We start from the raw sequence: 23016 nt of genomic DNA, 5'->3' as shown, positions 1-23016 counted from the left end.
GGCCCCCTGGGCCGCGGGGTTCCGGCCTGCACCGACGGACGGCAGTACGCAGTACTTCACAAGATCGGAACCGGAATTTGTCAACCGATGACAAACGGTCCGGATCTTTGCGAATGGGCTGCTCAAGGGCTTGTCCTGGCGGTGCCGGTGAACTTAACGTGCGCCCTTCGGCGCACTTCTGTCACTTCGTGAGCGCATGCAGGAGGTGGGATGGGAATCGAAGTAGTGGTCGAGGGGCTCACCAAGTCTTTCGGCAAGCAGAACATCTGGCAGGATGTGTCGCTCACGCTTCCCGCAGGCGAGGTCAGTGTCATGCTCGGCCCGTCCGGGACGGGAAAGACGGTGTTCCTCAAATCCATCATCGGCCTCCTCAAACCCGAACGCGGGCGCGTTCTCGTCAATGGCGTCGACATGGTGAACGGCTCCGAGCGGGACATCATGGAGACGCGCAAGCTCTTCGGTCTCATGTTCCAGGACGGCGCCCTTTTCGGGTCCATGTCGCTTTTCGACAACATCGCGTTCCCGCTCCGGGAGCACACCCGCAAGAAGGAATCCGAGATCCGCCGCATCGTCATGGAGCGGATCGACGTCGTGGGCCTCCTGGGCGCGGAGAACAAGCTTCCCGGTGAGATATCCGGCGGCATGCGCAAGCGCGCCGGCCTGGCGCGGGCCCTCGTCCTCGACCCGCAGATCATCCTCTGCGACGAACCCGACTCCGGGCTCGACCCGGTCCGCACCGCGTACATCTCCCAGCTCCTCGTCGACCTCAACGCGCAGATCGACGCGACGATGCTCATCGTCACCCACAACCTCGACATCGCCTCCACCGTGCCGGACAACATGGGGATGCTGTTCTGCCGCAACCTCGTCACCTTCGGGCCGCGCGAGGTGCTGCTCACCAGCGACCTGCCCGTCGTCAACCAGTTCCTCGCCGGCCGCTGCGAGGGGCCCATCGGCATGTCCGAGGAGAAGGACGCCGCCACCCTCGCCGCCGAGGAGCTGAACGGCTACAGCCAGGGCATCAGCTCGGCCAACGCCCCGCGCACCGTCGTCCCCCAGCTGGAGCCGTCGCCCGGCCTGCCGGTGCGCCAGGGCGCCCTCCGCCGCCGGGAACGCGTCATGTCGATGCTGGGCGAGCTGCCGGAGGCGGCCCGTACCGCCATCCTGAACAGCTACAGCCCCGTCGTGGGCGGTGGACGCCGGTGACCGCCCCCATGCCCGTACGGCCCCCCGGTGAACCGGAGCCGGTGGACCGCGCCCCGGAGCCCGCGAAGGCGCCGCAGGCCCCGCGCCCCAGCAGGCTCGCCGCGCCCCTGCGCGAGACCGGACGGCTGTTCGCGCTGGCCGGGACCGTGACCCGGGAGACCTTCCGACGCCCTTTCCAGGTGCGGGAGTTCATCGAGCAGTTCTGGTTCGTCGCCAGCGTGACCATCCTGCCCGCCGCCCTGGTCTCCATCCCGTTCGGCGCGGTCATCGCCCTCCAGGTCGGCTCGCTGACCCAGCAGCTCGGTGCCCAGTCCTTCACCGGTGGCGCCAGCGTCCTCGCCGTCATCCAGCAGGCCAGCCCGATCATCGTGGCCCTGCTGGTCTCCGGGGCCGCCGGCTCCGCGATCTGCGCCGACCTCGGCTCGCGGAAGATCCGCGAGGAGCTGGACGCCATGGAGGTCATGGGCGTCTCGCCCGTGCAGCGCCTGGTGGTCCCGCGCGTGCTCGCCACCATGCTCGTCGCCGTCCTGCTCAACGGCCTCGTCTCGGTCGTCGGCACCCTCGGCGGCTACTTCTTCAACGTGATCCTCCAGCACGGCACCCCGGGCGCCTACCTCTCCAGCTTCTCCGCCCTCGCCCAGCTGCCCGACCTCTACGTCAGCGAGGTCAAGGCGCTGATCTTCGGCTTCATCGCGGGCATCGTCGCCGCCTACCGCGGCCTCAACCCGCGCGGCGGCCCGAAGGGCGTGGGCGACGCGGTCAACCAGTCCGTCGTCATCACCTTCATGCTGCTGTTCTTCGTGAACATGGTCCTCACGGCGATCTACCTCCAGATCGTCCCCGCGAAGGGGAGCTGACCCATGTCAATGCTCGGCTGGCTCGACAGATCCGGTGACCAACTCACCTTCTACATCAGGGCACTGATCTGGATTCCGCGCACCCTGCGCCGCTACCTCAAGGAGGTCCAGCGCCTCCTGGCCGAGGTCGCCTTCGGCAGCGGCGGCCTCGGGGTCGTCGGCGGCACCATCGGCGTGATGATCGCGATGACCCTGGCCACCGGCACGGTCGTCGGACTCCAGGGGTACGCGGCCCTCAACCAGATCGGCACCGCCGCGTTCACCGGCTTCATCTCCGCGTACTTCAACACCCGCGAGATCGCCCCGCTCGTCGCCGGACTCGCCCTCTCCGCGACCGTCGGCGCCGGCTTCACCGCACAGCTCGGCGCCATGCGCATCAACGAGGAGGTCGACGGCCTCGAATCGATGGGCGTGCGCTCGATGCCCTACCTCGTCACCACGCGCATCATCGCCGGGGTCGTCGCGATCATCCCGCTGTACGCGATCGGGCTGCTCTCCTCGTACGTCGCCTCGCGGTACGTCACCGTCCTGTTCAACGGGCAGTCCGCGGGCACCTACGACCACTACTTCAATCTCTTCCTGTCCCCGGCGGACGTGCTCCTGTCGGTGCTCAAGGTGCTGATCTTCAGCGTGATGGTGATCCTCGCCCACTGCTACTACGGCTTCCACGCCACCGGCGGGCCCGCCGGGGTCGGGGTGGCCGTCGGCCGGTCCGTGCGGAACGCGATCGTGCTCATCAGCGTCACCGACTTCTTCCTCTCGCTCGCCATCTGGGGCGCCACGACGACGGTGAAGGTGGCCGGCTGATGACATCCCGCGCCATCCGGACCACCACCCGCAGAACCGCCGGGGTCGCCCTCTTCCTCGTGCCCGCCGTCCTCATCTGGGTCTCGGTCTCGGTGTACGAGAAGGACTTCACGCACGACGCCACCGTCACCGTACGCACATCGAGCGTCGGCAACGAGATGCACGAGAACGCCGATGTGAAGCTGCGCGGCGTCGTCGTCGGCCAGGTCCGGAACATCTCGGCCGACGGCGAAGGGGCCCGGCTCACCCTCGCGATCAAGCCCGACAAGCTCGACCGCATCCCGGCCGACGTCACCGCCCAGATGCTGCCCACCACCCTCTTCGGAGAACGGTTCGTCGCCCTCGTACCGCCCCCCGTGCCCTCCACGAAGACCCTCGGCGCCGGCGACGTCATCCCGCAGGACCGCTCCAGCAACGCCATCGAGCTGGAAGAGGTCCTCGACAACGTCCTGCCGCTGCTCACCGCCGTGAAGCCGGAGAAGCTGTCCGCCACCCTCAACGCGGTCTCCACCGCACTGGAGGGCCGGGGCGAGAAGCTGGGCGACACCCTCGTGAAGCTGGACGCCCACCTCCAGAGGTTCAACCCCCAACTCCCCACGCTCAACGAGGACATCAAGGAACTCGTCAAGGTGAGCCGGCTCTACGCGGACTCCGCCCCCGACGTCCTGGACGCCCTCACCGACTTCACCACCACCAGCGGCACCCTCGCCGAACAGCAGGCGAACCTCGCCAACGTGTACGGCTCCACCACCGCGTCCGCCCGCGACGTCACCGCCTTCCTCCAGCGGAATAAGGACAACCTCATCCGGCTCGCCGCCAGCGGCAGGCCCACCCTGGAGACCCTGGCGAAGTACTCCTCGGAGTTCCCCTGCACCCTGCGCACCGTGGCCAACTTCGTCCCGGCCATGGACAAGGCGCTCGGCAAGGGCACCGACCAGCCGGGCCTGCACGTCACGCTCAAGACCGTTCCCTCCAAGGGGAAGTACGTCGCCGGCCAGGACACCCCGGTGTACAACGCCACCGGCGGACCGCACTGCTACTCCATCCCCTACGTCGGCCAGACCGTGCCCACTGCCGACGCCAGGACCGCCGCCGACACCGCCCCGGCCGACCCGGACCCGGCCACGCCGGTCGAGGTCCCGGCGGCCGACCCGTCGCTGGGCATGCCCAACTCGCCGCAGGAGAGCCGGCTCGTCAACGAGCTGGTGGCTCCCTCCCTGAAAGTCCGGCCGCAGGCCCTGCCCGAGTGGAGCAGCGTGCTCATCGGCCCGGCCTTCCGCGGTGTGGAGGTGAAGCTCAAGTGAAGCGCCGCTCCCTCGCGGGACCGCTCGCGAAATCGATCGTCTTCATCGTGGTGACGAGCCTGGCCACCACGGTCCTGGCCCTGTCCATCGCCAACACCGGTGTGGGCGAGACCCGTTCGTACAAGGCCCGGTTCACCGACGCCACCGGGCTCATCGTCGGTGACAGCGTCCGCGTGGCCGGCGTCAAGGTCGGCCAGGTCGAGTCCGTGAAGGTCGCGGACCGCCGGGTCGCCGAGGTCCGCTTCAGCGTCCGCAAGAGCAAGAAGCTGCCGGCCTCCGTGACCGCGTCGATCAAGTACCTCAACATGGTCGGCCAGCGCTACATCGACCTGGACCAGGGCGCGGGCCCCGTCGGCGAGAGCTTCGCCCCGGGCTCCACCATCCCGCTGTCGCGGACCACCCCGGCGCTCGACCTCACCCAGCTCTTCAACGGCTTCCAGCCCCTCTTCGAAGGGCTCTCGCCGCCCGACGTCAACGAGCTGGCCGGCTCCATCGTGCAGGTGCTCCAGGGCGAGGGCGGCACCGTCGACTCGATCCTCCAGCACGTCGGCTCGCTGACCGGCACGGTCGCCGCCAAGGACAAGGTGATCGGTGAGGTGATCAAGAACCTCAACTCGGTCCTGAAGACCGTCAACGACCGGGAAGCCGGCTTCAACGACCTGGTCGACACCCTCCAGGCCCTCGTCACCGGCTTCGCGGGCGACCGCAAGCCCCTCGGTGAGGCCGTCACCGCGATGGGCGCGCTCACCACGGTCACCGCGGACCTCTTCGAGGACGGCCGCAAACCCCTCAAGGACGACATCAAGCAGCTCGGCCGTCTCTCCGGGAACCTGGCCGACAACACCCCGAAGATCGAGAACTTCCTCGAGAAGACCCCGGCCAAGATGGCGGCCATCAGCCGCCTCACCTCGTACGGCTCCTGGCTCAACCTCTACCTCTGCGAGGCCAGGGTCAGCGGCGTGACGACGAGCGACGGCAGCACCCCGCCGACCGGCATCGAGATCACCCAGCCGAGGTGCCTGTCATGATCAAGCCGATACGCCACCGCAACCCCGTCGCCGTCGGCATCGTGGGCCTGCTCCTGCTCGCCCTGATCGGATTCGGCGCCTACCGGGCCGACTCGCTCCCCTTCATCGGCGGCGGCACCACCTACACCGCCGACTTCACCGAGTCCGCCGGACTCGGCGAGGGCGACGAGGTCCGCATCGCCGGCGTCAAGGTCGGCAAGGTCACCGGCGTCTCCCTGGACGGCGCCAAGGTGAAGGTCACCTTCAAGGTCAAGGACGCCTGGATCGGCAACGCCAGCACCGTCGGCATCGCCATCAAGACGCTCCTCGGCGAGAAATACCTCGCCGTCGACCCGCTCGGCGACGCCCCGCAGGACCCGGACGAGCGCATCACCGCCTCCCGCACCACCTCCCCGTACGACGTCACCCAGGCGTTCAACGGACTGGGCGAGACCATCGGGGAGATCGACACCAAGCAGCTCGCCAAGAGCTTCGAGACGATCTCCGCCACCTTCAAGGACTCCCCGCCCGACGTGAAGAGCGCCGCCAAGGGGCTCTCCGCGCTGTCGAAGACCGTCTCCGAACGCGACGCACAGCTGGCGACCCTGCTCAAGGGCAGCAAGCAGCTCACCAAGACCCTCGCCAACAAGAAGAGCGGCTTCGAAACCCTCCTGGACGACGGCAACCTGCTCCTCGGCGAGATCCAGGCCCGCCGCGACTCCATCCACCTGCTGCTCACCGGCACCCGCGACCTGGGCACCCAGCTCACCGGTCTCGTCTCCGACAACAACAAGCAGCTGAAGCCGACCCTCAAGGCGCTCGGCCGGGTCACCGAGGTGCTCAAGAAGAACCGCAAGAGCCTCGACCAGGTCCTCGCGCTCGCCGGCTCCTACAACCGGCTCGTCGGCAACACCCTCGGCAACGGCCGCTGGTTCGACAACTACGTCTGCGGGGTCGTCCCGAAGAACTACCTGCCCGCGAACACACCCCCGGCGACCGGCTGCATGCCGCCGAAGCAGGAAGGCGGGCACTGAGATGAGACTCACCCGCGTCATCGGCATCGGCGCCGGCCTCGTCGTCGTGGCCGTCGCCGCCACCTCCGGGGTCTCGGCCCTGGAGGAGCAGGGCGGCACCACCGTCACCGCCTACTTCGACCAGGTCACCGGCGTCTACGCCGGGTCCGACCTGCGCATACTCGGCGTACGCGTGGGCCGCGTGGAGTCCGTCGAACCGCGCGGCAAGGACGTCAAGGTCGTCCTGCACATCGACAAGGGCATCCAGGTCCCCAAGGACGCGCACGCCGTCGTCGTCGCCCCCAGCCTGGTCGCCGACCGGTACGTCCAGCTCGCCCCCGCCTACACCGGGGGAGCGGCCATGCAGGACGGGGCCCAGCTCCCCGCGGACAACAACGCGGTCCCGGTGGAGGTCGACCAGCTCTACGCCTCCATCACCGAACTCTCCACCGCTCTCGGCCCCGACGGGGCCAACGCCGAAGGCGCCTTCGCCGGGCTCCTGGACACCGGGGCCAAGAACCTCAAGGGCAACGGCAAGGACATCGGCGACTCCATCGAGCAGTTCGGCAAGGCCACCAAGACCCTGGACAAGTCGAGCGGCAACCTCTTCGACACGCTGTCCTACCTCCAGACCTTCACCACCATGCTCAAGGACAACGACGGCAACGTCCGCGCCGCCGAGCAGCAGCTGAACTCCGTCACCGGCTTCCTCGCCGACGACAAGAAGAACCTCGGCGCGGCCCTCAAGGAACTCGGTACCGCGCTCGGCCAGGTCAAGACCTTCATCAAGGACAACCGGGGCGAACTCAAGAAGAACGTGGACGCCCTCGTGCCGATCACCCAGGCCCTCGTCGACCAACGCGCCTCGCTGGCCGAGTCGATGGACGTCCTGCCGCTCTCGGCGGGCAACGTCCTCAACGCCTACGACCCCGAGCACCGCACCCTCAACGGCCGGACCAACCTCAACGAGCTGAGCATGGGCGGCCCGCTCCTCGATTCCTCCCTCACCCTCCAGGGACTCTCCCCGGTGGACGCCGAACGGCAGAAGGTGCTGCCCGCCCTGCCGCTCCCGGCCGTGGGCACGGTCTACGGCACCCCGAAGGACGCCAAGGACACGAAGGGGGCGAACCGATGAACCGGCGACCGCGCAGACCCGCGGACCTCGGCACCACAGGCGGACCGATACTCGTCGCGCTCGGCCTGTGCTGCACCCTCTTCGTCACCGGATGCGGAGCCCCGCACTTCTCCGGCATTGAGGACCTGCCGCTCCCCGGCGGCGCCGACCTCGGCGACCACCCGTACGAGATCACCGCGGACTTCGGGGACGTGCTCAGCCTCTCCCCGCAGTCCTCGGTCAAGGTCAACGACGTCGCCGTCGGCCGGGTCACCAAGATCTCGCTGGCGCCCGACGGCTGGCAGGCCCGGGTCACCATGAAGGTGAACGGGAAGATCGACCTGCCCGCCAACGCCTACGCCCGGCTGGAGCAGTCCAGCCTGCTCGGCGAGAAGTACGTCCAGCTCGCCCCGCCCGCCAAGGGCAAGGAGAAGGGCACCCTCGCCGACGGCGACCGCATCCCGCTCAGCCGCACCAACCGCAACCCCGAGGTCGAAGAGGTCTTCGGCGCCCTGTCCATGCTCCTCAACGGCGGCGGCGTCCAGCAGCTCAAGACCATCACCACCGAACTCAACAAGGCCCTGAGCGGGCAGCAACCCCAGGTCAAATCCATGCTCCACCGGGTCGACAAGCTCGTCACCAACCTGGACGACCACCGGGGCGACATCACCGCCGCGCTCGACGGCGTCAACCGGCTCTCCAGCACCCTCGCCGGACGCAAGGAGCAGGTCGGCACCGTCCTCACCAAGCTCAGCCCCGGCATGAAGGTCCTGGAGAAGCAGCGCGGATCGCTCATGACGATGCTCCGCTCCCTGGACACCCTCTCCGACGTCGCCGTCACCACCATCAACCGGAGCAAGGCGGACACCATCGCCGACCTCAAGGCCCTCGCCCCCACCTTGAAGGCCCTCGCCGACTCCGGCAACGACCTGCCCGACTCCCTCCAGGTGCTGCTCACCTACCCGTTCACGGACGAGGTGCTGCGCGGCGTGAAGGGCGACTACCTCAACGTGTACCTGGACCTCACGGCCGAACCCGGCACCCAGATCATCCCCGCCTACAACCCGGACCCGGAGACCCCGCCCGCGCAGACCCCGTCGGTCGCCGGCGCCGGACTCCCGCTGCCGCTTCCCGCCACCTCGGCGCCGACGACGAGCCGGCCCACGGACTCGAAGGGGAGCAACCGATGATCACCCTCGCCATCCGGCTCAAGAACATCGCCTTCCTCGTCATCTCCGTGCTGGTGCTCGGCTACCTCGGTGTGCGCTACGCCGACCTCGGCCATTACGTCGGCATGCGCGACTACTACACGGTCAAGATGCAACTCCCGCGCACCGGCGGCCTCTTCACCCACTCCAACATCACCTACCGAGGGGTCTCGGTCGGCCGCGTGGGGCCCATCGAACTCACCGACGACGGCGTCGAGGCCGAGCTGCGGATCAACAAGTCCGCGCCGGACATCCCCGACGACCTCAAGGCGGTCGTGGCCAACCTCTCTGCCGTCGGCGAGCAGTACGTCGACCTGCGGCCGACCCGCACCGAGGGCCCCTACCTCGCGAACGGCTCGGTGATCGACCAGGCCGAGACCACCGTCCCGGCGCCCGTGACCAACGTCCTCACCAGCGTCAACGACCTCACCTCCTCGGTCGACCTGGAGTCCCTGCGCACCGTCGTGGACGAGTTCGGCACCGCGTTCAGCGGGCGCGGCGACGACCTCCAGGTCCTCCTGGACACCGGCAGCGACTTCGTGGACGCTGCCGACGACGCGCTGCCCGTCAACACCCGGCTGATGGAGGACGGCAAGACGGTCCTGCGCACCCAGGTCGAACAGGGCGAAGCGCTCAAGGGGTTCGCCTCCGGCGCCAAGGAACTGGCCGCCCAGCTGAAGGGGTCCGACACCGATCTGCGCAAGCTGATCGCCGCCGCCCCCGACGCGACGAACCAGATCAGCGGACTCCTCCGGGACGTCGAACCCAGCTTCGGGGTCGTCGTCGCCAACCTCCTCACCACCTCCGACGTCGCCGTCACCCGCCAGCGCGGCCTGGAGGAACTGCTCGTGAAGCTCCCCGCCGTCGCGGCGGCCGGGGCCAGCGCGGTGGACGAGGACGGCGCCCGGTTCGGCATGTCGGTCACCTTCTTCGAACCGCTGCCCTGCACCGCCGGCTACGAGGGCACGACCTACCGCAACGGCCTCGACCTCTCACCGGCTCCCGCGCTCAACACCAAGGCCCGCTGCGCCGCCTCGCCCGGCACCGGCATCGACGTCCGGGGCAGCGCCAACGCCCCCAAGGGCGGCCCCCTCCCCGAACCGGCGAAGGCCGGTGCGCTGCACGTCGGGGACGCCAAGGACGACCGGCTGCCCGGAGCACTCGGCGCCGGGGCGGACGCGGCACCGGTGCACGGCATGGCCGGGCTGCTCGGCCTGGGACAGGAGGACGGCGAGTGAACCCCCGTACGCGAAGCCTCGGCGGCTGGGCGGTCCTGCTGATCGCGGCCCTGGTCTGCGCCCTGGGCGGCTGGTCGTACGCCCAGGCGCGCGGCGACGACGACCTGGCCTACGCCAAGAGCAGGGACGCCGCCCTCGCGGACGGCCGGCAGGCGCTGGCCCGGCTCAACACCCTGGACGGCAAGGACGCGACGAGCGTGGACGCGGGCCTGGCCGGCTGGCTGGAGTCCGCCACGGGCCCGCTGTACGACCAGCTGAAGCGGACCCGTAAGAAGGACGCCGCCGATCTCAAGGCGTCCGGCGCCACCGCGCGCGGCAAGGTCACCGACGCCGCGCTCACGGAGCTGGACGAGCGGACCGGCACCGCGCTGATGATCGCGACCGTGGACGTCGAGGTCACCCCGCGCGGCGGCAAGGCGGGCACCGAGCGCAAACGCTTCGAGGCCACGCTCGCCCGGACCGGGGACGGCTGGAAGATCAAGGCGCTCACGGCGCTCGGCATAGGGAGCGGCGCATGAGCACGGACGTCGAGGAGAAGCCGGAGGCAGCCGTCGAGCCGCCCGAGGACACCGAAACCACCGGTACCCGCCCGGCCCGCCGCTGGCCGCGCGTCCTCGCCGGAGTCCTCGTCGTCGCGCTGCTCGCCGCCGGGGCCGTGATGTACGTGGCGGGGCGGCAGCTGCGGGACACGCCCGCCACGTCCAACCTGGCGCTGACCGACAGCGCGGCGACCGCCCAGGTGGCCGGTGAGGTCACCGACGCGCTCGGCAAGGTCTTCTCGTACAGCCCCGACGGCACCGCCGCCACCAAGGCGTCCGCGCAGAAGCTCCTCGCGGGCAAGGCGCTCCAGCAGTACGCGGCGCTGTTCGGGCAGGTCGAGAAGCAGTCGGCCGACCAGAAGCTCACCCTCACCACCCACGTCGTGCGCGCCGGGGTCACCCGGCTGACGCCCGACAGCGCCCACCTGCTGGTCTTCCTCGACCAGGTCTACGAGCGCAAGGGCAAGGCGGCGAGCAAGGCGGCCGCGCAGCTCTCCGTCACGGCCCGACTGCGCGAAGGGCACTGGACGATCGTGGAGATCACCTCCCGGTAGTCCGCGTGGTCAGCGAGACGCACCACCGCACCACCGAGCACGGACAGCACAGCACGGCGGGACCGCCGGCAGGGAGAGGCAGCGATGGCACGGGTAGCGATGACGAGGAATCCGCTGGTGGCGGCGGCGATCGTGCTGACGGTCGCGGCGGCCGGCGCCGCGGGCTGGGGCGGGGTGTCCCGGTACCAGGCGGGGCACGACAGCTCGGCCGCGTACGCCGAGACCCGCGACGAGGTGCTGGCGGCGGGGGAGCAGGCCGTGCAGAACATGAACACGCTCGACCACGCGCGGCTGGAGCAGGGGCTCGACGGCTGGGAGGACTCCACCACCGGTGACCTGCACCGGCAACTGGTCGAAGGGCGGGGCGGGTTCGAGAAGCAGATCCAGGAGGCGAAGACCGTCAGCACCGCGAAGGTGCTGGCCGGCGCGGTCACCGAGCTGGACGACCGGGCCGGGAAGGCCGGGGTCATGGTGGCGCTCCGGGTGACCGTGACCGCGCCGAAGGGCAAGCCCGCGGTGAAGGAGAGCCGGATGCTCGGCCAGCTCACCCGCACCTCCGACGGGTGGAAGCTCAGCGCCCTCGGTCAGGCGCCCGTCGGCAACACCGCCGGCTGACACCCCCGCCCCCGCACCGAGAGGAACCCGGACATGTCGACCACCCGTCACCTGGTCAACCGTCAGCGCCGCCTGGCCACCGTCGCCGCCGCCGAGCGCGCCGCGACGACCGCCCCGCCCCGCCCCCGTCCCGGGCGCGGCCCGGACCCGGAGAAGCCCGACGCCGCGCAGGACACCGCCGCGGAGAGCGGCGATCCGGAAGAAGCCCCGGAAGAGGACGAGGGGAGCGCACCGGAGACCGGGAAGCGCCGTCCGCGCCTCAGCCTGCCCGCCGTCCTCTGCGTCCTCACCCTCCTCCTCGGCGCCGTCGCCGCCTGGGCGTTCACCTCGGCGGCGAGCCTGCGCGACGACCCCGGCCGGCAGAACACCGCCCTGACCGACATCAGCCGCACCAGCGAGGTGAAGGGCCAGATCACCGAGGCCGTCGGCGCGGTCTTCTCGTACGACTACGCCTCGCCCACCAAGGCCGAGGCGGCGGTGACGAAGTACCTGACCGGCAAGGCGGTCCAGCAGCACGCGGACATGCTCGCCGAGGTCAGGGCGCAGGCGCCGAAGCAGAAGCTGGTCCTCACCACGACCGTCACCGACAGCGGCGTGGAACTGCTCGACGGCGACCGGGCCCGGCTGCTGATCTACGCCGACCAGCGCAACACCCGTACCGGCAAGTCCGAGGAGACCACCTACGCCGCCGCCATGTTCAGCGTGGACGCCGTCCGCAAGGGCGGCAGCTGGCGGATCTCCGCGATCGACACATTCACCCGGTGACCCCACGGAGGAAGGTACGCATGAGGTTCAACGGCACCATGCGCCGAGGACTCGGCGGCACCGCAGCCGCCGTCGCCGCGATGGCCGCGCTCACGGCGTCCCAGGCACCCCAGCTCGTCGCGCACGAGGAGACCCCGAAGCCCCGACACACGACGGACGACGTCGTCTGGTCCGAGGTCCCCAGCGACGACTCGTACCACACCGAACTCCCGCCGCTGAAGAGCCCGAAGCCGCCGAAGAAGGGCGAGATACAGAGCCCGGCGGCCGAGCGGTCCTGGGCCGAGGCCGGCATCCCGGCGACCGTGCTCGCCGCCTATCGCAAGGCCGAGGCCACGATGGGGCGCAACGATCCCGGCTGCCGGCTGCCCTGGCAGTTACTGGCGGCGATCGGCAAGGTCGAGTCCGGGCACGCGGCCGGCGGCCGGGTCGACAGGAACGGCACGACCGTCTCGCCGATCCTCGGTCCGGTCCTCGACGGCGCCGGGTTCGCGAACATCGCGGACACCGACGGCGGCGCCTACGACGGGGACGCGACGTACGACCGGGCGGTCGGCCCGATGCAGTTCATCCCCTCGACCTGGGCGCACTGGGGCCGCGACGGCAACGGCGACGGGCGCCGGGACCCGAACAACGTGTACGACGCGGCGCTCGCCGCCGGGGCCTACCTGTGCGCCGGGACGCGCGATCTGTCGATCCCCTCCGACCTGAACCGGGCGATCCTCAGCTACAACCACTCCGAGACGTATCTCCGTACGGTCCTGTCCTGGCTGGAGTTCTACCGCAAGGGCATCCACCCGGTCACCGACGGCACGGGCCCCATCCCCCGGAGCCCCGGCGCGGGCAGCCACGCCAAGCCCGAGCGCCCCGTGGGTGGGTCCGGCTCCGAGGACGACGGCGGCGGCATCGAGGTCGGCCCGCAGCCCAGTCCCAGCACCCACCCGACCACCCCCGGCACCCACGACCCCGACCCCAGCACCACGCCCGACCCGGACCCGACGGACACCACCGCTCCCTCGCCCGACCCCACGGACACCGGCTCCGCCACTCCGGACCCGAGCACCACGCCCGACCCGGACCCGACCACGACGAAGCCGGACCCGGGCTGCACGACCACCCCGACGCCGGAGCCGACCGACACCACCGAGCCCACGGGCTCGCCCTCGCCCGACCCCACGGAGACCGCCGAACCCTGCACCACGCCCACCCTGCCGCCCACGGCGGACTAGGGGCGTCCGGCGGATCAGCCGCCGCCCGCCAGCACTTGGGCGAGGTCGTAGCGGACGACCTCCTCCAGCTGTGCGTACGTGCAGCTCTCCGGCGTACGGTCGGGCCGCCAGCGGCGCCACTGGGCCGTGTGCCGGAAGCGGTCGCCCTCCATGTGGTCGTACGCCACCTCGCAGACCCGCTCCGGCCGCAGCGGCACCCAGGACATGTCCTTCTTGCCGGACCAGCGGCTCGGGGCGCCGGGCAGCCGGGCGCCCAGGTGCGCCTCGGCCTCGGCCCAGGCGCGCCACGGGTGGTCGTCGGCATCGGTCAGCAGGGGCTCCAGCTCGGTGACGAGTTCCGCGCGCCGCTTCATCGGGAAGGCGGCGCACACCCCGACGTGCTGGAGCGCGCCGCTGTCGTCGTACAGGCCGAGCAGCAGCGAGCCGACGACCGGGCCGCTCTTGTGGAAGCGGTAGCCGGCCACCACGCAGTCGGCGGTGCGCTCGTGCTTGATCTTGTACATGGCCCGGACGTCCGGCCGGTACGGCGCGTCCAGCGGCTTCGCGACGACCCCGTCGAGCCCCGCCCCCTCGTACTCCTCGAACCACTCCTCGGCGCGCGCCGGGTCGGTCGTGGACGGGGCCAGGTACACCGGGGCGGACGCCCCGGCGAGCGCCGCCTCCAGGACCGTGCGGCGGTCCGCCTGCGGGGTGTCCAGGAGCGAGTCGTCGCCCAGGGCGAGCAGGTCGAAGGCGACCAGCGCCGCCGGGGTCTGCTCGGCCAGCAGCCGCACCCGGGACTCGGCGGGGTGGATGCGCTCGCTGAGCCGGTCGAAGTCCAGGCGCCCGTCGTGCGCGACGACGATCTCGCCGTCCACCACGCACCGTTCGGGCACGTTGTCCCGGACGGCGTCGACCAGCTCGGGGAAGTACCGGGTGAGCGGCTTGCCGGTCCGGCTGCCGATCACCACCTCGTCACCGTCCCGGTGCACGATCGCCCGGAAGCCGTCCCACTTCGCCTCGTACTGCATGCCCGGCGGAATACGCTTCACGGACTTGGCGAGCATCGGTTTCACAGGAGGCATCACCGGCAGGTCCATGGCCCGATTGTGGACCGTACGGCGACCGGAGTCTCCCGATATGCGGCATATGTGTGCCCGGCCTACCGTGGCCGACATGGCAGCAGCGGGCACAGCGGTGGAGCTGGACGCGGCCGGACGGGCGGTCCGGCTGTCGAATCCGGACAAGGTCTACTTCCCGGCGAAGGGCTACACGAAGAGGGACGTCGCCGAGTACTTCCTCGCCGTCGGCCCGGGCATCCTGCGCGCCCTGCGCAACCGGCCCACCACCCTCCAGCGGTTCGTGGACGGCGTCGAGGGCGAGTTCTTCTACCAGAAGCGCGCCCCCAAGAACCTCCCCGACTGGATTCCCACCTCCACGATCGCCTTCCCGAGCGGCCGGTCCGCCCGGGAGATGTGCCCCACCGAGGTCGCCGCGGTGCTCTGGGCCGCCAACCTCGGCACCCTGACGTTCCACCCCTGGCCGGTCCGGGGCGGGGACACCGACCACCCGGACGAACTGCGCATCGACCTCGACCCGCAGCCCGGCACCGGCTACGCCGACGCGGTCCGCGCCGCCCAGGAGCTGCGCGGTGTCCTGGAGGAGCACGGGCTGCGGGGCTGGCCCAAGACGTCCGGCGGGCGCGGCATCCACGTCTTCGTGCCCATCGAGCCGCGCTGGACGTTCACCGAGGTGCGGCGCGCCGCCATCGCGGTCGGGCGCGAGCTGGAGAGCCGGATGCCGGACCGGGTGACCACGGCCTGGTGGAAGGAGGAGCGCGGCGAGCGGATCTTCGTCGACTACAACCAGACCGCCCGCGACCGCACCATCGCCTCCGCCTACTCCGTACGGCCCTTCCCGCACGCCCCGGTCTCCGCCCCGCTGCGCTGGGAGGAGCTGGACGACGCCGAACCCCGCGACTTCGACCTCCGCACCATGCCCGTGCGGTACGCGGAACACGGCGACGTGCACGCCGACATGGACCAGGAGGCGTTCCGCCTGGACTCGCTGCTCGAACTCGCCGACCGCCATGCGAGCGACGGCGGCCCCGGCGACCTGCCCTACCCGCCCGAGTACCCGAAGATGCCCGGCGAGCCCAAGCGCGTGCAGCCGAGCCGCGCCCGCCGCGACGAGGACGACCAGGCGTGAGCGAGCCGGAGCACGGGGCGCACGGCCGGCCGCTGACCCGGGGCCAGAAGTGGCAGGGCTTCAAGGAGTCGCCGTACTTCCCGGCGATCGTCCTGCTGTTCATCCTCTCCGCCGCCGCGGGGCTCTTCGCCGGCTCCTACACGTACGCCATGGCCAACCCGACTCCGCACAGCGTCCCCACCGCCGTGGTCAGCGAGCCGGACACCTCGCGCGGCCGGGAGTTCGTCGCCGGGATGGACAAGGCCCTGGACGCCTCCCTGGTCATCCGCGTCTACCCGACGGCGGCCGCCGCGCGCGAGGCGCTGGAGGAGCAGGAGGTCTTCGCCATCGTGCGGTCGGGCGCCCGGGGTGTCTCCCTGGACGTGGCCGCGGCCTCCGGGGCGGCCGTCGCCCAGCTGCTCGCCGAGTCCGCGGCGAAGGTGGGCGACGCGCTGAACATCCCGGTGACCGTGCGGGACGTCAAACCCCTTCAGAAGGGCGACCCGCGCGGCCTCGCGCTCTTCTACATCTCGCTCGCCGCGGTGATCATCGGCTTCGTGGGCGCCATCCAGCTCAGCGTGCACGCCCGGTCCTTGATTCCGTTGGAGCGGATCGGCTTCACGGTCCTCTACTCGCTCCTGGGGGCCTTCGCCATCGCCGCCGTGGTCGACTGGCTGCTGGGCGCGGTGGACCTGCCCTTCGTCGAGTCCTGGCTGATCCTGGCGTTCACGATGTTCACCTCGGGCATGGTCTTCACCATGTTCAACACCCTGATCGGCCGGTGGGCGATGCTGCCGACCTGGGGCGTGATGGTGCTGCTCGGCAATCCGTCTTCGGGCGGGGCCGTGTCCTGGCCGCTGCTGCCCTCGCTCCTCGGGCACATCGGGCGCTGGCTGCCCCCGGGCGCCTCCGTCAACGCCCAGCACACCGCCGTCTACTACCAGGGCCACCAGCGGGTCTTCCCGTACCTGGTCCTCGCGGCCTGGGCGCTGGTCTCGTGCACGGTCTTCTGGGTGTGGCGCCACCGCCACCCCGGCGGACGCGAGCACATGCCGCAGCACGCGGCGACGGTCACCTGATCCGGTAGGCGTATTTCGCGACTCGCCCACCACCCTTGGCAGCCCCGAGGCGGACTTTTCCTTACTGTGGGTAAGCGATTTTCCCGGGTCCGTCACGGCCCGTCGCCACATCCTCGGCAGGACCCGTCAGCAGTGGGGAGTTCGACATGGACCGCAGAAGTTTCAGCCGACGGATGCTGATGGGCGGCGGGGCCGTGGCGGCGGCGGGGGTGGCGTCCCTGTCACTCCCGGCACCCGCCGCCGCCCTGCCGCACCCGGTCCGCCGGGCGCCCGCCGGGGGAGTGGTCCGGCACATCCGCATGTACGTGGAGAAGCTGCCGGACGGCCGCATGGGCTACGGGCTCCAGAAGGGCAAGGCCACCGTGCCCGGCCCGCACATCGAGCTCAACGAGGGCGACACCCTGCACATCGAGTTCGTCAACACCCTGGACGTACCGGCCGGGCTGCACGCGCACGGCGTCGACTACGACATCGCCAGCGACGGCACCCGGATGAACCACAGCACCGTCGAGCCCGGCGCGACCCGTACGTACACCTGGCGCACCCACACCCCCGGCCTGCGCAGCGACGGCACCTGGCAGCCCGGCAGCGCGGGCTACTGGCACTACCACGATCACGCCGTCGGCTCCGACCACGGCACCGGCGGCATCCGCGACGGGCTCTACGGGCCGCTGGTCGTCCGGCGCCGGGGCGACATCCTGCCCGACAAGACGATCACGATCGTGTTCAACGGGATGTCCATCAACAACACCCCGGCCGGCGAGAGCCCGGACTTCACGACCACGCTCGGCGACCGGCTCGAAGTCGTCATGATCACGCACGGCGACTTCTACCACACGTTCCATATGCACGGTCACCGCTGGGCGGACAACCGTACGGGGATGCTCACCGGCCCCGACGACCCGAGCCGGGTGGTCGACACGAAGATCGTCGGACCGGCGGACTCCTTCGGCTTCCAGGTGATCGCGGGCGAACACGTCGGCGCCGGCGCGTGGATGTACCACTGCCATGTGCAGAGCCACGCCGACCGGGGCATGGGCGGCATGCTCCTCGTCGCCGACCGGGACGGCACCGTTCCGGGACACGACGAGTAGACGGCTCAGGGGCGGGCCGCCGCGCCGAGGCGCCGCTGCTCCTCCTCCACGATCCGGCGGGCCAGCTCGCCCTCCGACACGTCCACCGCGTCCGGCGTCGTCTCGGCGACGTCGCTGCGCCGGGCGTACGCGTCGAACAGCCGCTCCTTGCGGGCCACGATGTCCAGCATGCGCTGGTCGATGCTGTCCGCGGCGAGCAGCCGGTGCACCCGGACCGTCCGTATCTGGCCCATCCGGTGGACCCGGGCCACGGCCTGATGCTCCGTCGTCGGCTTGATCTGCGGTTCGCACAGGATGACGACGGACGCGGCCTGCATGTTCAGCCCGACGCCGCCCGCCTGGATCTGGCTCAGCAGCACCGCGTGACCGTCCGCCGCCGCGAACGCGTCGACCAGCTCCTGGCGCCGGGCCGCCGCCACGCTCCCCGACAGCAGGCCGGACACCCCGTCACCGAGCGCCCCGCGCACCGTCTCCAGGACCTCGCGGAAGTACGAGAACACCACGACCTTCAGGCCGTTGCCCGCCGCGTCCGCGACCAGCTCGCGCAGCCGGTCCAGCTTGGCGGAGGTCTCCGGCCGGGCGTACGCCGCCCGGCGCATCCGCATGAAGTGCCCCTCGGCCACCGCCTCCCGGTACGCCAGCAGATCGCCCTCGCTGAACTCCTCCCACTCGTCCACCTGGACCACGGCGGGCAGTTCGGCGAGCACGTCCTCCTGGTTGCGCCGCAGATAGGCGGGGGCCACGGCGCGCCGGAACGCCCGCGAGCCCGCCGCGCCGTGGCCGGCGCCGACCGAGGGGGCCAGCTCGGGCCGGAGCTGGCGGACGAGGCTGCGGAACTCCTCCACCCGGTTCTCCATCGGGGTGCCGGTCAGGAACAGCACCCGGTCCGTCCGCGCCGACCAGCCGGAGACCGCGCGCGAACGGCGGGTCTCCGGGTTCTTCACGTAGTGCGCCTCGTCCACCACGAGCATCCCGGGCCGGACCCCGCTGTCCGCGGCGCCCGGCAGGGCGTGCAGCGCGTCGAAGGTGGTCAGCGCCACCCCGCCGGAATCCAGCCACTCCGCGAACGCCTCCCGCCGCTCGGGACCGTGCACCGGCAGCGCGCGCAGCGTGGACCTGGCCCGGACCTCCCGCGTCCAGTTGATGAGGACGCTCGCCGGGCACACCACCAGGAAGTGCGTCTCGCCGCGCGCCGCGAGGTGCGCCAGGGCCGCGATCGCCTGCACGGTCTTGCCGAGCCCCATCTCGTCGCCCAGGATCACCCGCTTCTGGACGAGCGCGAACCGGGCACCGAACGACTGGTAGCCGCGCAGCGAGACCCGCAGCCGGGCGTCGTCCAGCCGCAGCCCGCGCACCCGGTCGGCCATCCCCGACGGCAGGAACCCCTCCGCCGCGTCCCGGTCCGGCCCCGAGCCCGACAACTCCGCCAGCAGGCTGTAGTACTCGGCGGACCGCAGCTCGAAGTCGACCCAGGCGGCCGCCGGGGACCCCGGCTCCCGCAGCAGATCGGCCGACACCTGGGCGAACAGCGGCGGCAGCCCGCGCTCCACCGCCCCGGCGACGGCCGCCCGGACCCCTGCCAGAGCCTCCCGCACCCCGGCCCGCGACCGCCGGGAGGCGAACACCAACCGCAGCCGCCCCCGCGCCGGACCGGCCGCCGTCAGCAGCGGATCGAGGCGCCCCACCAGCGCCCGCGCCCCGTCCACCGCCCGCCGCGCGTCCGGGCCCGCCGCCACCAGCCCGTACAGTGCGCCGAGCAGCGCGGTCACCGCCTCGTTCCGGTCGTCCACGTCCATGCGCACCGCGACGGTGTCCCGCACCGCGTGCGCGATGCCGCCCGCCGCCGCCAGGGCCTGGTCGGCCGTCTGCGCGCCGACCCCCGGGATCTGGCGGAGCTCGTAGCGGCTGGCGCCGTACACCTGGCCGACCGTCCTGAAACCCGCCTGCTCGATCGCGCCGATGCGCAGCCTGCCCTCGGTGACGTCCTTCAGCCGGGAGACGGAGATGACGTCGAGATCGGCGCGCACCAGGTCGTCGAGCAGGGGGTCCAGGCACGTTCGGACCGCGGTGACGGCCCGGCTGTGATCCGCGAGGACCCCGCGTGCCGCGTCCAGCAGACCGTCGGCGCGGACGAGCAGTTCCCGGGCGGCCCGCCCGGCCGGTGCCCCGCCCTCGGTCATGTACGTACCTCTGTCTCCGGCCCTGCCGCTCTCCGCGCAGGATGGCTCATATCGTCCCACGCGGTACCGGCGCCCCGGCCGGGCGGACGCGCCATTGACGCGGCGTTGATCAGTCGTTTATCGCGGCACGGCACTGTGGCCGTCATGCTGATCAACACCGCGACCGATCCCGCCTTCTCCTGGCAGGAGACAGCACTGTGCGCCCAGGCGGGGCCCGAGTTCTTCTTCCCGGCCCCCGGCAGCTCCACCCGTGAGGCCAAGCAGCTCTGCAACGCCTGCGAGGGGCGGCAGGCATGTCTGGAATACGCCCTCGACAACGACGAGCGCTTCGGCGTCTGGGGCGGCCTGTCCGAGAAGGAGCGGGAGCGGCTGCGCAGAGTGGGGCGCGACCGGGCCTGAAACGGCCTTGTACGTGCGAGACTTCGGCCTCCATCGTTTCCGTACGCGGACCTCGTGGCCGTGACGGAACCCGCGTCGACCTGGAGGAGAAGCCGAGTTGAGCGCGTACGACTACGTCGTCGTCGGGGCGGGTTCGGCCGGCTGCGTGCTGGCCGCGCGGCTGTCCGAGGACCCCACCGTGCGGGTCGCCCTCGTCGAGTCCGGCGGACCCGACCGCAAGCGGGAGATCCGGATCCCGGCCGCCTTCCCGCAGTTGTTCAAGACCCCGTTCGACTGGGACTTCAGCACGGTGAAGCAGCCCGCGCTCGGCGGCCGTGAGCTGTTCTGGCCGCGCGGCCACAGCCTGGGCGGCTCCTCCTCGATCAACGCCATGATGTGGGTACGCGGCCACCGCGACGACTACGACGCGTGGGCGGCGTCCGCCGGGCCGGACTGGGGCCACGACGCGATCGTGCCCTACTTCCGGCGCGCCGAGCGCTGGTCGGGACCGGTCGGCGACACCACGGTGTACGGCACCGAGGGCCCGCTGCACATCGCGCCGCCCCGCAGCCCGTCCCCGCTGACCGCCGACTTCGTCACCGCCTGCCGCGACGACGGCCTGACATTCCTGCCCGAGCTGAACGCGCCCGACCACAGCGGGGTCGCCCTCACCCCCGTCAACCAGTGGCGCGGGCGGCGCTGGAGCGCGGCCGACGGCTACCTCGGACCGGCCGCCCGCCGCGCCAATCTGGACATCCTCCCGCACACCCGCGTCCGCGCCCTCGCCTTCGACGGCGACCGGGCCACCGGTGTGCAGACCGAGAGCTCCGGCACCCTCACCGCCCGCCGCGAGGTGATCCTCAGCGCCGGTGCCATCGGCTCTCCGCACCTGCTGCTGCGCTCGGGCATCGGCGACCCCGGGGAACTGCGCCGCGCCGGCGTCGAGGTGCGCGCCGCCTCACCGGACGTCGGCCGCAACCTCCAGGACCACCTGTCCTTCGCGGTCACCCTGCACTGCCCGCGCCCGGTCACCATGACGGGCGCCGACACCCCGGTGAACATCGCCCGCTACCTGCTCACCGGACGCGGACCGCTCAGCTCCAACCTGGCGGAGGCCGTCGCCTTCGTCCGCAGCGCCGCCGCACCGGCCGCCCCGGACCTCGAACTGATCTTCGCCCCGGCGCCGTTCATCGACCACGGGCTCACCCCGCCCACGGAACACGGCGTCACGATCGGCGTGGTCCTCCTCCAGCCCGAGAGCACCGGCCGCATCACCCTGGACACGGACCACCCGGACCCCCGCTCCGCCCTCCGCATCGACCCGGGCTATCTCGCGGCCGAGACCGATCTGCGGCGCATGATGGACGGCGTCCGCCACGCCGAACGGCTCTTCGCCCACACGGCTCTCGCCCCGCACACCTCGACGCCCATGGGCCACTACCCGGGCGAGGTGGACGACGACCGCCTGGCCGAGGCGATCCGGACCGGGGCGGAAACCCTCTACCACCCCGTCGGCACCTGCCGGATGGGCGAGGACCCCGGATCGGTCACCGACCCCCGGCTCCGGGTGCGCGGCGTCCGGGGCCTGCGCGTGGTCGACGCCTCGGTCATGCCGCGCATCACCCGGGGGCACACCCACGCGCCCACGGTCGCCATCGCCGAGAAGGCCGCCGAGCTGATCCGGCAGGACGCCCGCGCCTAGGAGTTGGCCAGGGCCGCCGCGAGACCGGGATCAGGACGGGATACGGAACGTCTCCCCGTACATCTTCCAGGTCAGCGGCGGCTCCAGGCCGAGGTTCCCGTCCTCCAGGAAGACGCGCTGCGCGGTGTCGATGCGCGAGGTGTCGTGCTTCTGGTTCTTCTTGGACTTCATCACGGCCCGCGCGGTGTCCAGGAAGATGTCCAGGTACGCCGACTCGTCGCCGCCCTCCGCGACCGTGTCCGCCTCGGCCAGCGCCGCCTGCCGGATGCCGTAGAAGGAGTCCGCCTCGTGCCCGGGCCCCTGGAGCACCATGGTGTCGAAGTAGATGAACTGGCCCAGCGCGCCGAGCCCGTCCAGCTTCGCGAGGCGCACCGCCGGCTCGAAGTACTGCTTGTCCCGGACCTCCTCCTGCGCCTCGCGGAACGCCGGGTCCTCGGCCGCCTTCTTCCACGCGCCCGTGAACCCGGGGTCCAGGCCCTCGTGCGACCCGGTCCCGTCCACCTTGCGGAGCGCGGGGAGATACGGGGCGAGCGGGTTGTCCGGGTGGTCCTTAGTGAACGCCTCGACGAACGTCAGCATGTCGTGCGTACCGGAGCAGAAACCGACGAGCCCGGCCGCGTAACCGGTGCCGTCGCCGCTGTCCTCGATCGTCGCGTACTGGGTGCGCCAGTCCAGCGTCGAGCCCTCCGCGCTGGCCAGCAGCTCCCACGCGATCTCGCGCATCCTCGGCGCGGCGAGCCCGGCCGGGGCCCGGCCGACCCGCTTGTTCATCTCGGCGCGCTCCTCCTCGTCCGCCGCCGCGAACGGATCCGGGTTCACCGGCCCGGTGGCCGACGCCTCGGCGGCCTTCGGGGAGTCCGTGGGCAGCCCGGCGTCGTCGCCGCCGGTGTTGAAGACGAGGGCGACGGCTATCGCCAGCGGCGCACCGATCAGAACGAAGCGGGTCACAGGTTTCACCGGCACA

Annotated in this window: 22 protein-coding genes; 19 read left to right on the top strand and 3 right to left on the bottom strand. The window is 71.3% G+C overall.

Annotation, left to right across the window (positions count from 1 at the left end):
- Positions 1-210 precede the first annotated feature (210 nt).
- From NEH16_RS03685 to NEH16_RS03620, 14 genes are all read left to right on the top strand, one after another.
- Positions 211-1206: an ABC transporter ATP-binding protein gene (locus NEH16_RS03685; RefSeq protein WP_073965742.1), complete on the top strand. Its 996-nt coding sequence runs from the start codon at positions 211-213 to the stop codon at positions 1204-1206.
- On the top strand, positions 1203-2063 hold the full coding sequence (locus NEH16_RS03680) for an MlaE family ABC transporter permease (RefSeq protein ID WP_265539157.1): 861 nt from the start codon (positions 1203-1205) through the stop codon (positions 2061-2063). The genes NEH16_RS03685 and NEH16_RS03680 overlap by 4 nt, the downstream gene beginning before the upstream one ends.
- Before the next feature lie 3 nt (positions 2064-2066).
- Positions 2067-2870: an MlaE family ABC transporter permease gene (locus tag NEH16_RS03675; protein WP_073965740.1), complete on the top strand. Its 804-nt coding sequence runs from the start codon at positions 2067-2069 to the stop codon at positions 2868-2870.
- Positions 2870-4174 carry an MCE family protein gene (locus NEH16_RS03670; RefSeq protein ID WP_265539155.1) on the top strand — a complete coding sequence of 435 codons (1305 nt, stop codon included), beginning with the start codon at positions 2870-2872 and terminating at the stop codon, positions 4172-4174. The genes NEH16_RS03675 and NEH16_RS03670 overlap by 1 nt, the downstream gene beginning before the upstream one ends.
- Positions 4171-5202, top strand: coding sequence for an MCE family protein (locus NEH16_RS03665; RefSeq protein WP_265539153.1), 1032 nt, complete (start codon positions 4171-4173; stop codon positions 5200-5202). The genes NEH16_RS03670 and NEH16_RS03665 overlap by 4 nt, the downstream gene beginning before the upstream one ends.
- On the top strand, positions 5199-6215 hold the full coding sequence (locus tag NEH16_RS03660; RefSeq protein WP_073965737.1) for an MCE family protein: 1017 nt from the start codon (positions 5199-5201) through the stop codon (positions 6213-6215). The genes NEH16_RS03665 and NEH16_RS03660 overlap by 4 nt, the downstream gene beginning before the upstream one ends.
- Before the next feature lies 1 nt (position 6216).
- Complete coding sequence (locus tag NEH16_RS03655; protein ID WP_073965736.1) at positions 6217-7329, top strand: MCE family protein; 1113 nt, start codon at positions 6217-6219, stop codon at positions 7327-7329.
- Entirely contained in the window at positions 7326-8498 is a 1173-nt protein-coding gene (locus tag NEH16_RS03650; protein ID WP_265539149.1) for an MCE family protein, read from the top strand. The genes NEH16_RS03655 and NEH16_RS03650 overlap by 4 nt, the downstream gene beginning before the upstream one ends.
- Complete coding sequence (locus tag NEH16_RS03645; RefSeq protein ID WP_265539147.1) at positions 8495-9754, top strand: MCE family protein; 1260 nt, start codon at positions 8495-8497, stop codon at positions 9752-9754. The genes NEH16_RS03650 and NEH16_RS03645 overlap by 4 nt, the downstream gene beginning before the upstream one ends.
- Positions 9751-10272, top strand: a complete 522-nt coding sequence (locus NEH16_RS03640; RefSeq protein WP_265539145.1) for a hypothetical protein — start codon at positions 9751-9753, stop codon at positions 10270-10272. The genes NEH16_RS03645 and NEH16_RS03640 overlap by 4 nt, the downstream gene beginning before the upstream one ends.
- A complete protein-coding gene (locus NEH16_RS03635; protein WP_265539143.1) occupies positions 10269-10847 on the top strand; it encodes a hypothetical protein in 579 nt (192 codons plus the stop codon). The genes NEH16_RS03640 and NEH16_RS03635 overlap by 4 nt, the downstream gene beginning before the upstream one ends.
- 84 nt (positions 10848-10931) lie before the next feature.
- Positions 10932-11462, top strand: coding sequence for a hypothetical protein (locus tag NEH16_RS03630; protein ID WP_265539141.1), 531 nt, complete (start codon positions 10932-10934; stop codon positions 11460-11462).
- A gap of 33 nt (positions 11463-11495) precedes the next feature.
- Positions 11496-12227 (top strand): hypothetical protein, encoded by a 732-nt coding sequence (locus tag NEH16_RS03625; RefSeq protein WP_265539139.1) that lies wholly within the window; start codon positions 11496-11498, stop codon positions 12225-12227.
- Positions 12228-12247: 20 nt separating this feature from the next.
- On the top strand, positions 12248-13453 hold the full coding sequence (locus NEH16_RS03620; RefSeq protein ID WP_265539137.1) for a lytic transglycosylase domain-containing protein: 1206 nt from the start codon (positions 12248-12250) through the stop codon (positions 13451-13453).
- A 14-nt stretch (positions 13454-13467) separates the two neighbouring features.
- Here NEH16_RS03620 and NEH16_RS03615 read toward each other — a convergent pair whose 3' ends face one another.
- Complete coding sequence (locus NEH16_RS03615) at positions 13468-14532, bottom strand: ATP-dependent DNA ligase (RefSeq protein ID WP_073965728.1); 1065 nt, start codon at positions 14530-14532, stop codon at positions 13468-13470.
- A gap of 97 nt (positions 14533-14629) precedes the next feature.
- Between NEH16_RS03615 and ligD the strand changes: the two genes are divergently transcribed.
- The 3 genes from ligD (at position 14630) to NEH16_RS03600 (ending at position 17792) form a co-directional block, all read left to right on the top strand.
- Positions 14630-15640, top strand: a complete 1011-nt coding sequence (ligD, locus tag NEH16_RS03610; RefSeq protein WP_265547057.1) for a non-homologous end-joining DNA ligase — start codon at positions 14630-14632, stop codon at positions 15638-15640.
- On the top strand, positions 15637-16698 hold the full coding sequence (locus tag NEH16_RS03605) for a hypothetical protein (protein WP_073965726.1): 1062 nt from the start codon (positions 15637-15639) through the stop codon (positions 16696-16698). Before ligD ends, NEH16_RS03605 begins: the two co-directional genes overlap by 4 nt.
- Before the next feature lie 146 nt (positions 16699-16844).
- Complete coding sequence (locus NEH16_RS03600; protein WP_265539132.1) at positions 16845-17792, top strand: multicopper oxidase domain-containing protein; 948 nt, start codon at positions 16845-16847, stop codon at positions 17790-17792.
- Positions 17793-17797: 5 nt separating this feature from the next.
- Here the strand turns inward: NEH16_RS03600 and NEH16_RS03595 are convergent, their stop codons facing one another.
- Positions 17798-19972, bottom strand: coding sequence for a DEAD/DEAH box helicase (locus NEH16_RS03595; protein ID WP_265539130.1), 2175 nt, complete (start codon positions 19970-19972; stop codon positions 17798-17800).
- 144 nt (positions 19973-20116) lie between these two features.
- Between NEH16_RS03595 and NEH16_RS03590 the strand changes: the two genes are divergently transcribed.
- Together NEH16_RS03590 and NEH16_RS03585 are read left to right on the top strand one after the other, a co-directional pair.
- Complete coding sequence (locus NEH16_RS03590) at positions 20117-20371, top strand: WhiB family transcriptional regulator (RefSeq protein WP_073965723.1); 255 nt, start codon at positions 20117-20119, stop codon at positions 20369-20371.
- Between the two features lie 97 nt (positions 20372-20468).
- A complete protein-coding gene (locus NEH16_RS03585; protein WP_265539125.1) occupies positions 20469-22052 on the top strand; it encodes a GMC family oxidoreductase in 1584 nt (527 codons plus the stop codon).
- Positions 22053-22082: 30 nt separating this feature from the next.
- On the opposite strand, the gene NEH16_RS03580 is transcribed toward NEH16_RS03585, so the two are convergent.
- Positions 22083-23000, bottom strand: a complete 918-nt coding sequence (locus tag NEH16_RS03580; protein WP_265547056.1) for a chitosanase — start codon at positions 22998-23000, stop codon at positions 22083-22085.
- Between the last annotated feature and the right edge of the window lie 16 nt (positions 23001-23016).

Origin of the sequence: Streptomyces drozdowiczii, from assembly GCF_026167665.1 — a bacterium.
Classification (GTDB): domain Bacteria; phylum Actinomycetota; class Actinomycetes; order Streptomycetales; family Streptomycetaceae; genus Streptomyces; species Streptomyces drozdowiczii_A.
This window is presented reverse-complemented; position numbering and strand designations above follow the sequence as displayed.

Excerpts from the sequence above, each read along its gene's own strand:
- NEH16_RS03685 (WP_073965742.1), top strand. The coding sequence starts at position 211 with ATGGGAATCGAAGTAGTGGTCGAGGGGCTCACCAAGTCTTTCGGCAAG.
- NEH16_RS03675 (WP_073965740.1), top strand. The coding sequence starts at position 2,067 with ATGTCAATGCTCGGCTGGCTCGACAGATCCGGTGACCAACTCACCTTC.
- NEH16_RS03670 (WP_265539155.1), top strand. The coding sequence starts at position 2,870 with ATGACATCCCGCGCCATCCGGACCACCACCCGCAGAACCGCCGGGGTC.
- NEH16_RS03660 (WP_073965737.1), top strand. The coding sequence starts at position 5,199 with ATGATCAAGCCGATACGCCACCGCAACCCCGTCGCCGTCGGCATCGTG.
- NEH16_RS03655 (WP_073965736.1), top strand. The coding sequence starts at position 6,217 with ATGAGACTCACCCGCGTCATCGGCATCGGCGCCGGCCTCGTCGTCGTG.
- NEH16_RS03650 (WP_265539149.1), top strand. The coding sequence starts at position 7,326 with ATGAACCGGCGACCGCGCAGACCCGCGGACCTCGGCACCACAGGCGGA.
- NEH16_RS03645 (WP_265539147.1), top strand. The coding sequence starts at position 8,495 with ATGATCACCCTCGCCATCCGGCTCAAGAACATCGCCTTCCTCGTCATC.
- NEH16_RS03635 (WP_265539143.1), top strand. The coding sequence starts at position 10,269 with ATGAGCACGGACGTCGAGGAGAAGCCGGAGGCAGCCGTCGAGCCGCCC.
- NEH16_RS03630 (WP_265539141.1), top strand. The coding sequence starts at position 10,932 with ATGGCACGGGTAGCGATGACGAGGAATCCGCTGGTGGCGGCGGCGATC.
- NEH16_RS03625 (WP_265539139.1), top strand. The coding sequence starts at position 11,496 with ATGTCGACCACCCGTCACCTGGTCAACCGTCAGCGCCGCCTGGCCACC.
- NEH16_RS03620 (WP_265539137.1), top strand. The coding sequence starts at position 12,248 with ATGAGGTTCAACGGCACCATGCGCCGAGGACTCGGCGGCACCGCAGCC.
- NEH16_RS03615 (WP_073965728.1), bottom strand. The coding sequence starts at position 14,532 with ATGGACCTGCCGGTGATGCCTCCTGTGAAACCGATGCTCGCCAAGTCC.
- NEH16_RS03600 (WP_265539132.1), top strand. The coding sequence starts at position 16,845 with ATGGACCGCAGAAGTTTCAGCCGACGGATGCTGATGGGCGGCGGGGCC.
- NEH16_RS03595 (WP_265539130.1), bottom strand. The coding sequence starts at position 19,972 with ATGACCGAGGGCGGGGCACCGGCCGGGCGGGCCGCCCGGGAACTGCTC.
- NEH16_RS03590 (WP_073965723.1), top strand. The coding sequence starts at position 20,117 with ATGCTGATCAACACCGCGACCGATCCCGCCTTCTCCTGGCAGGAGACA.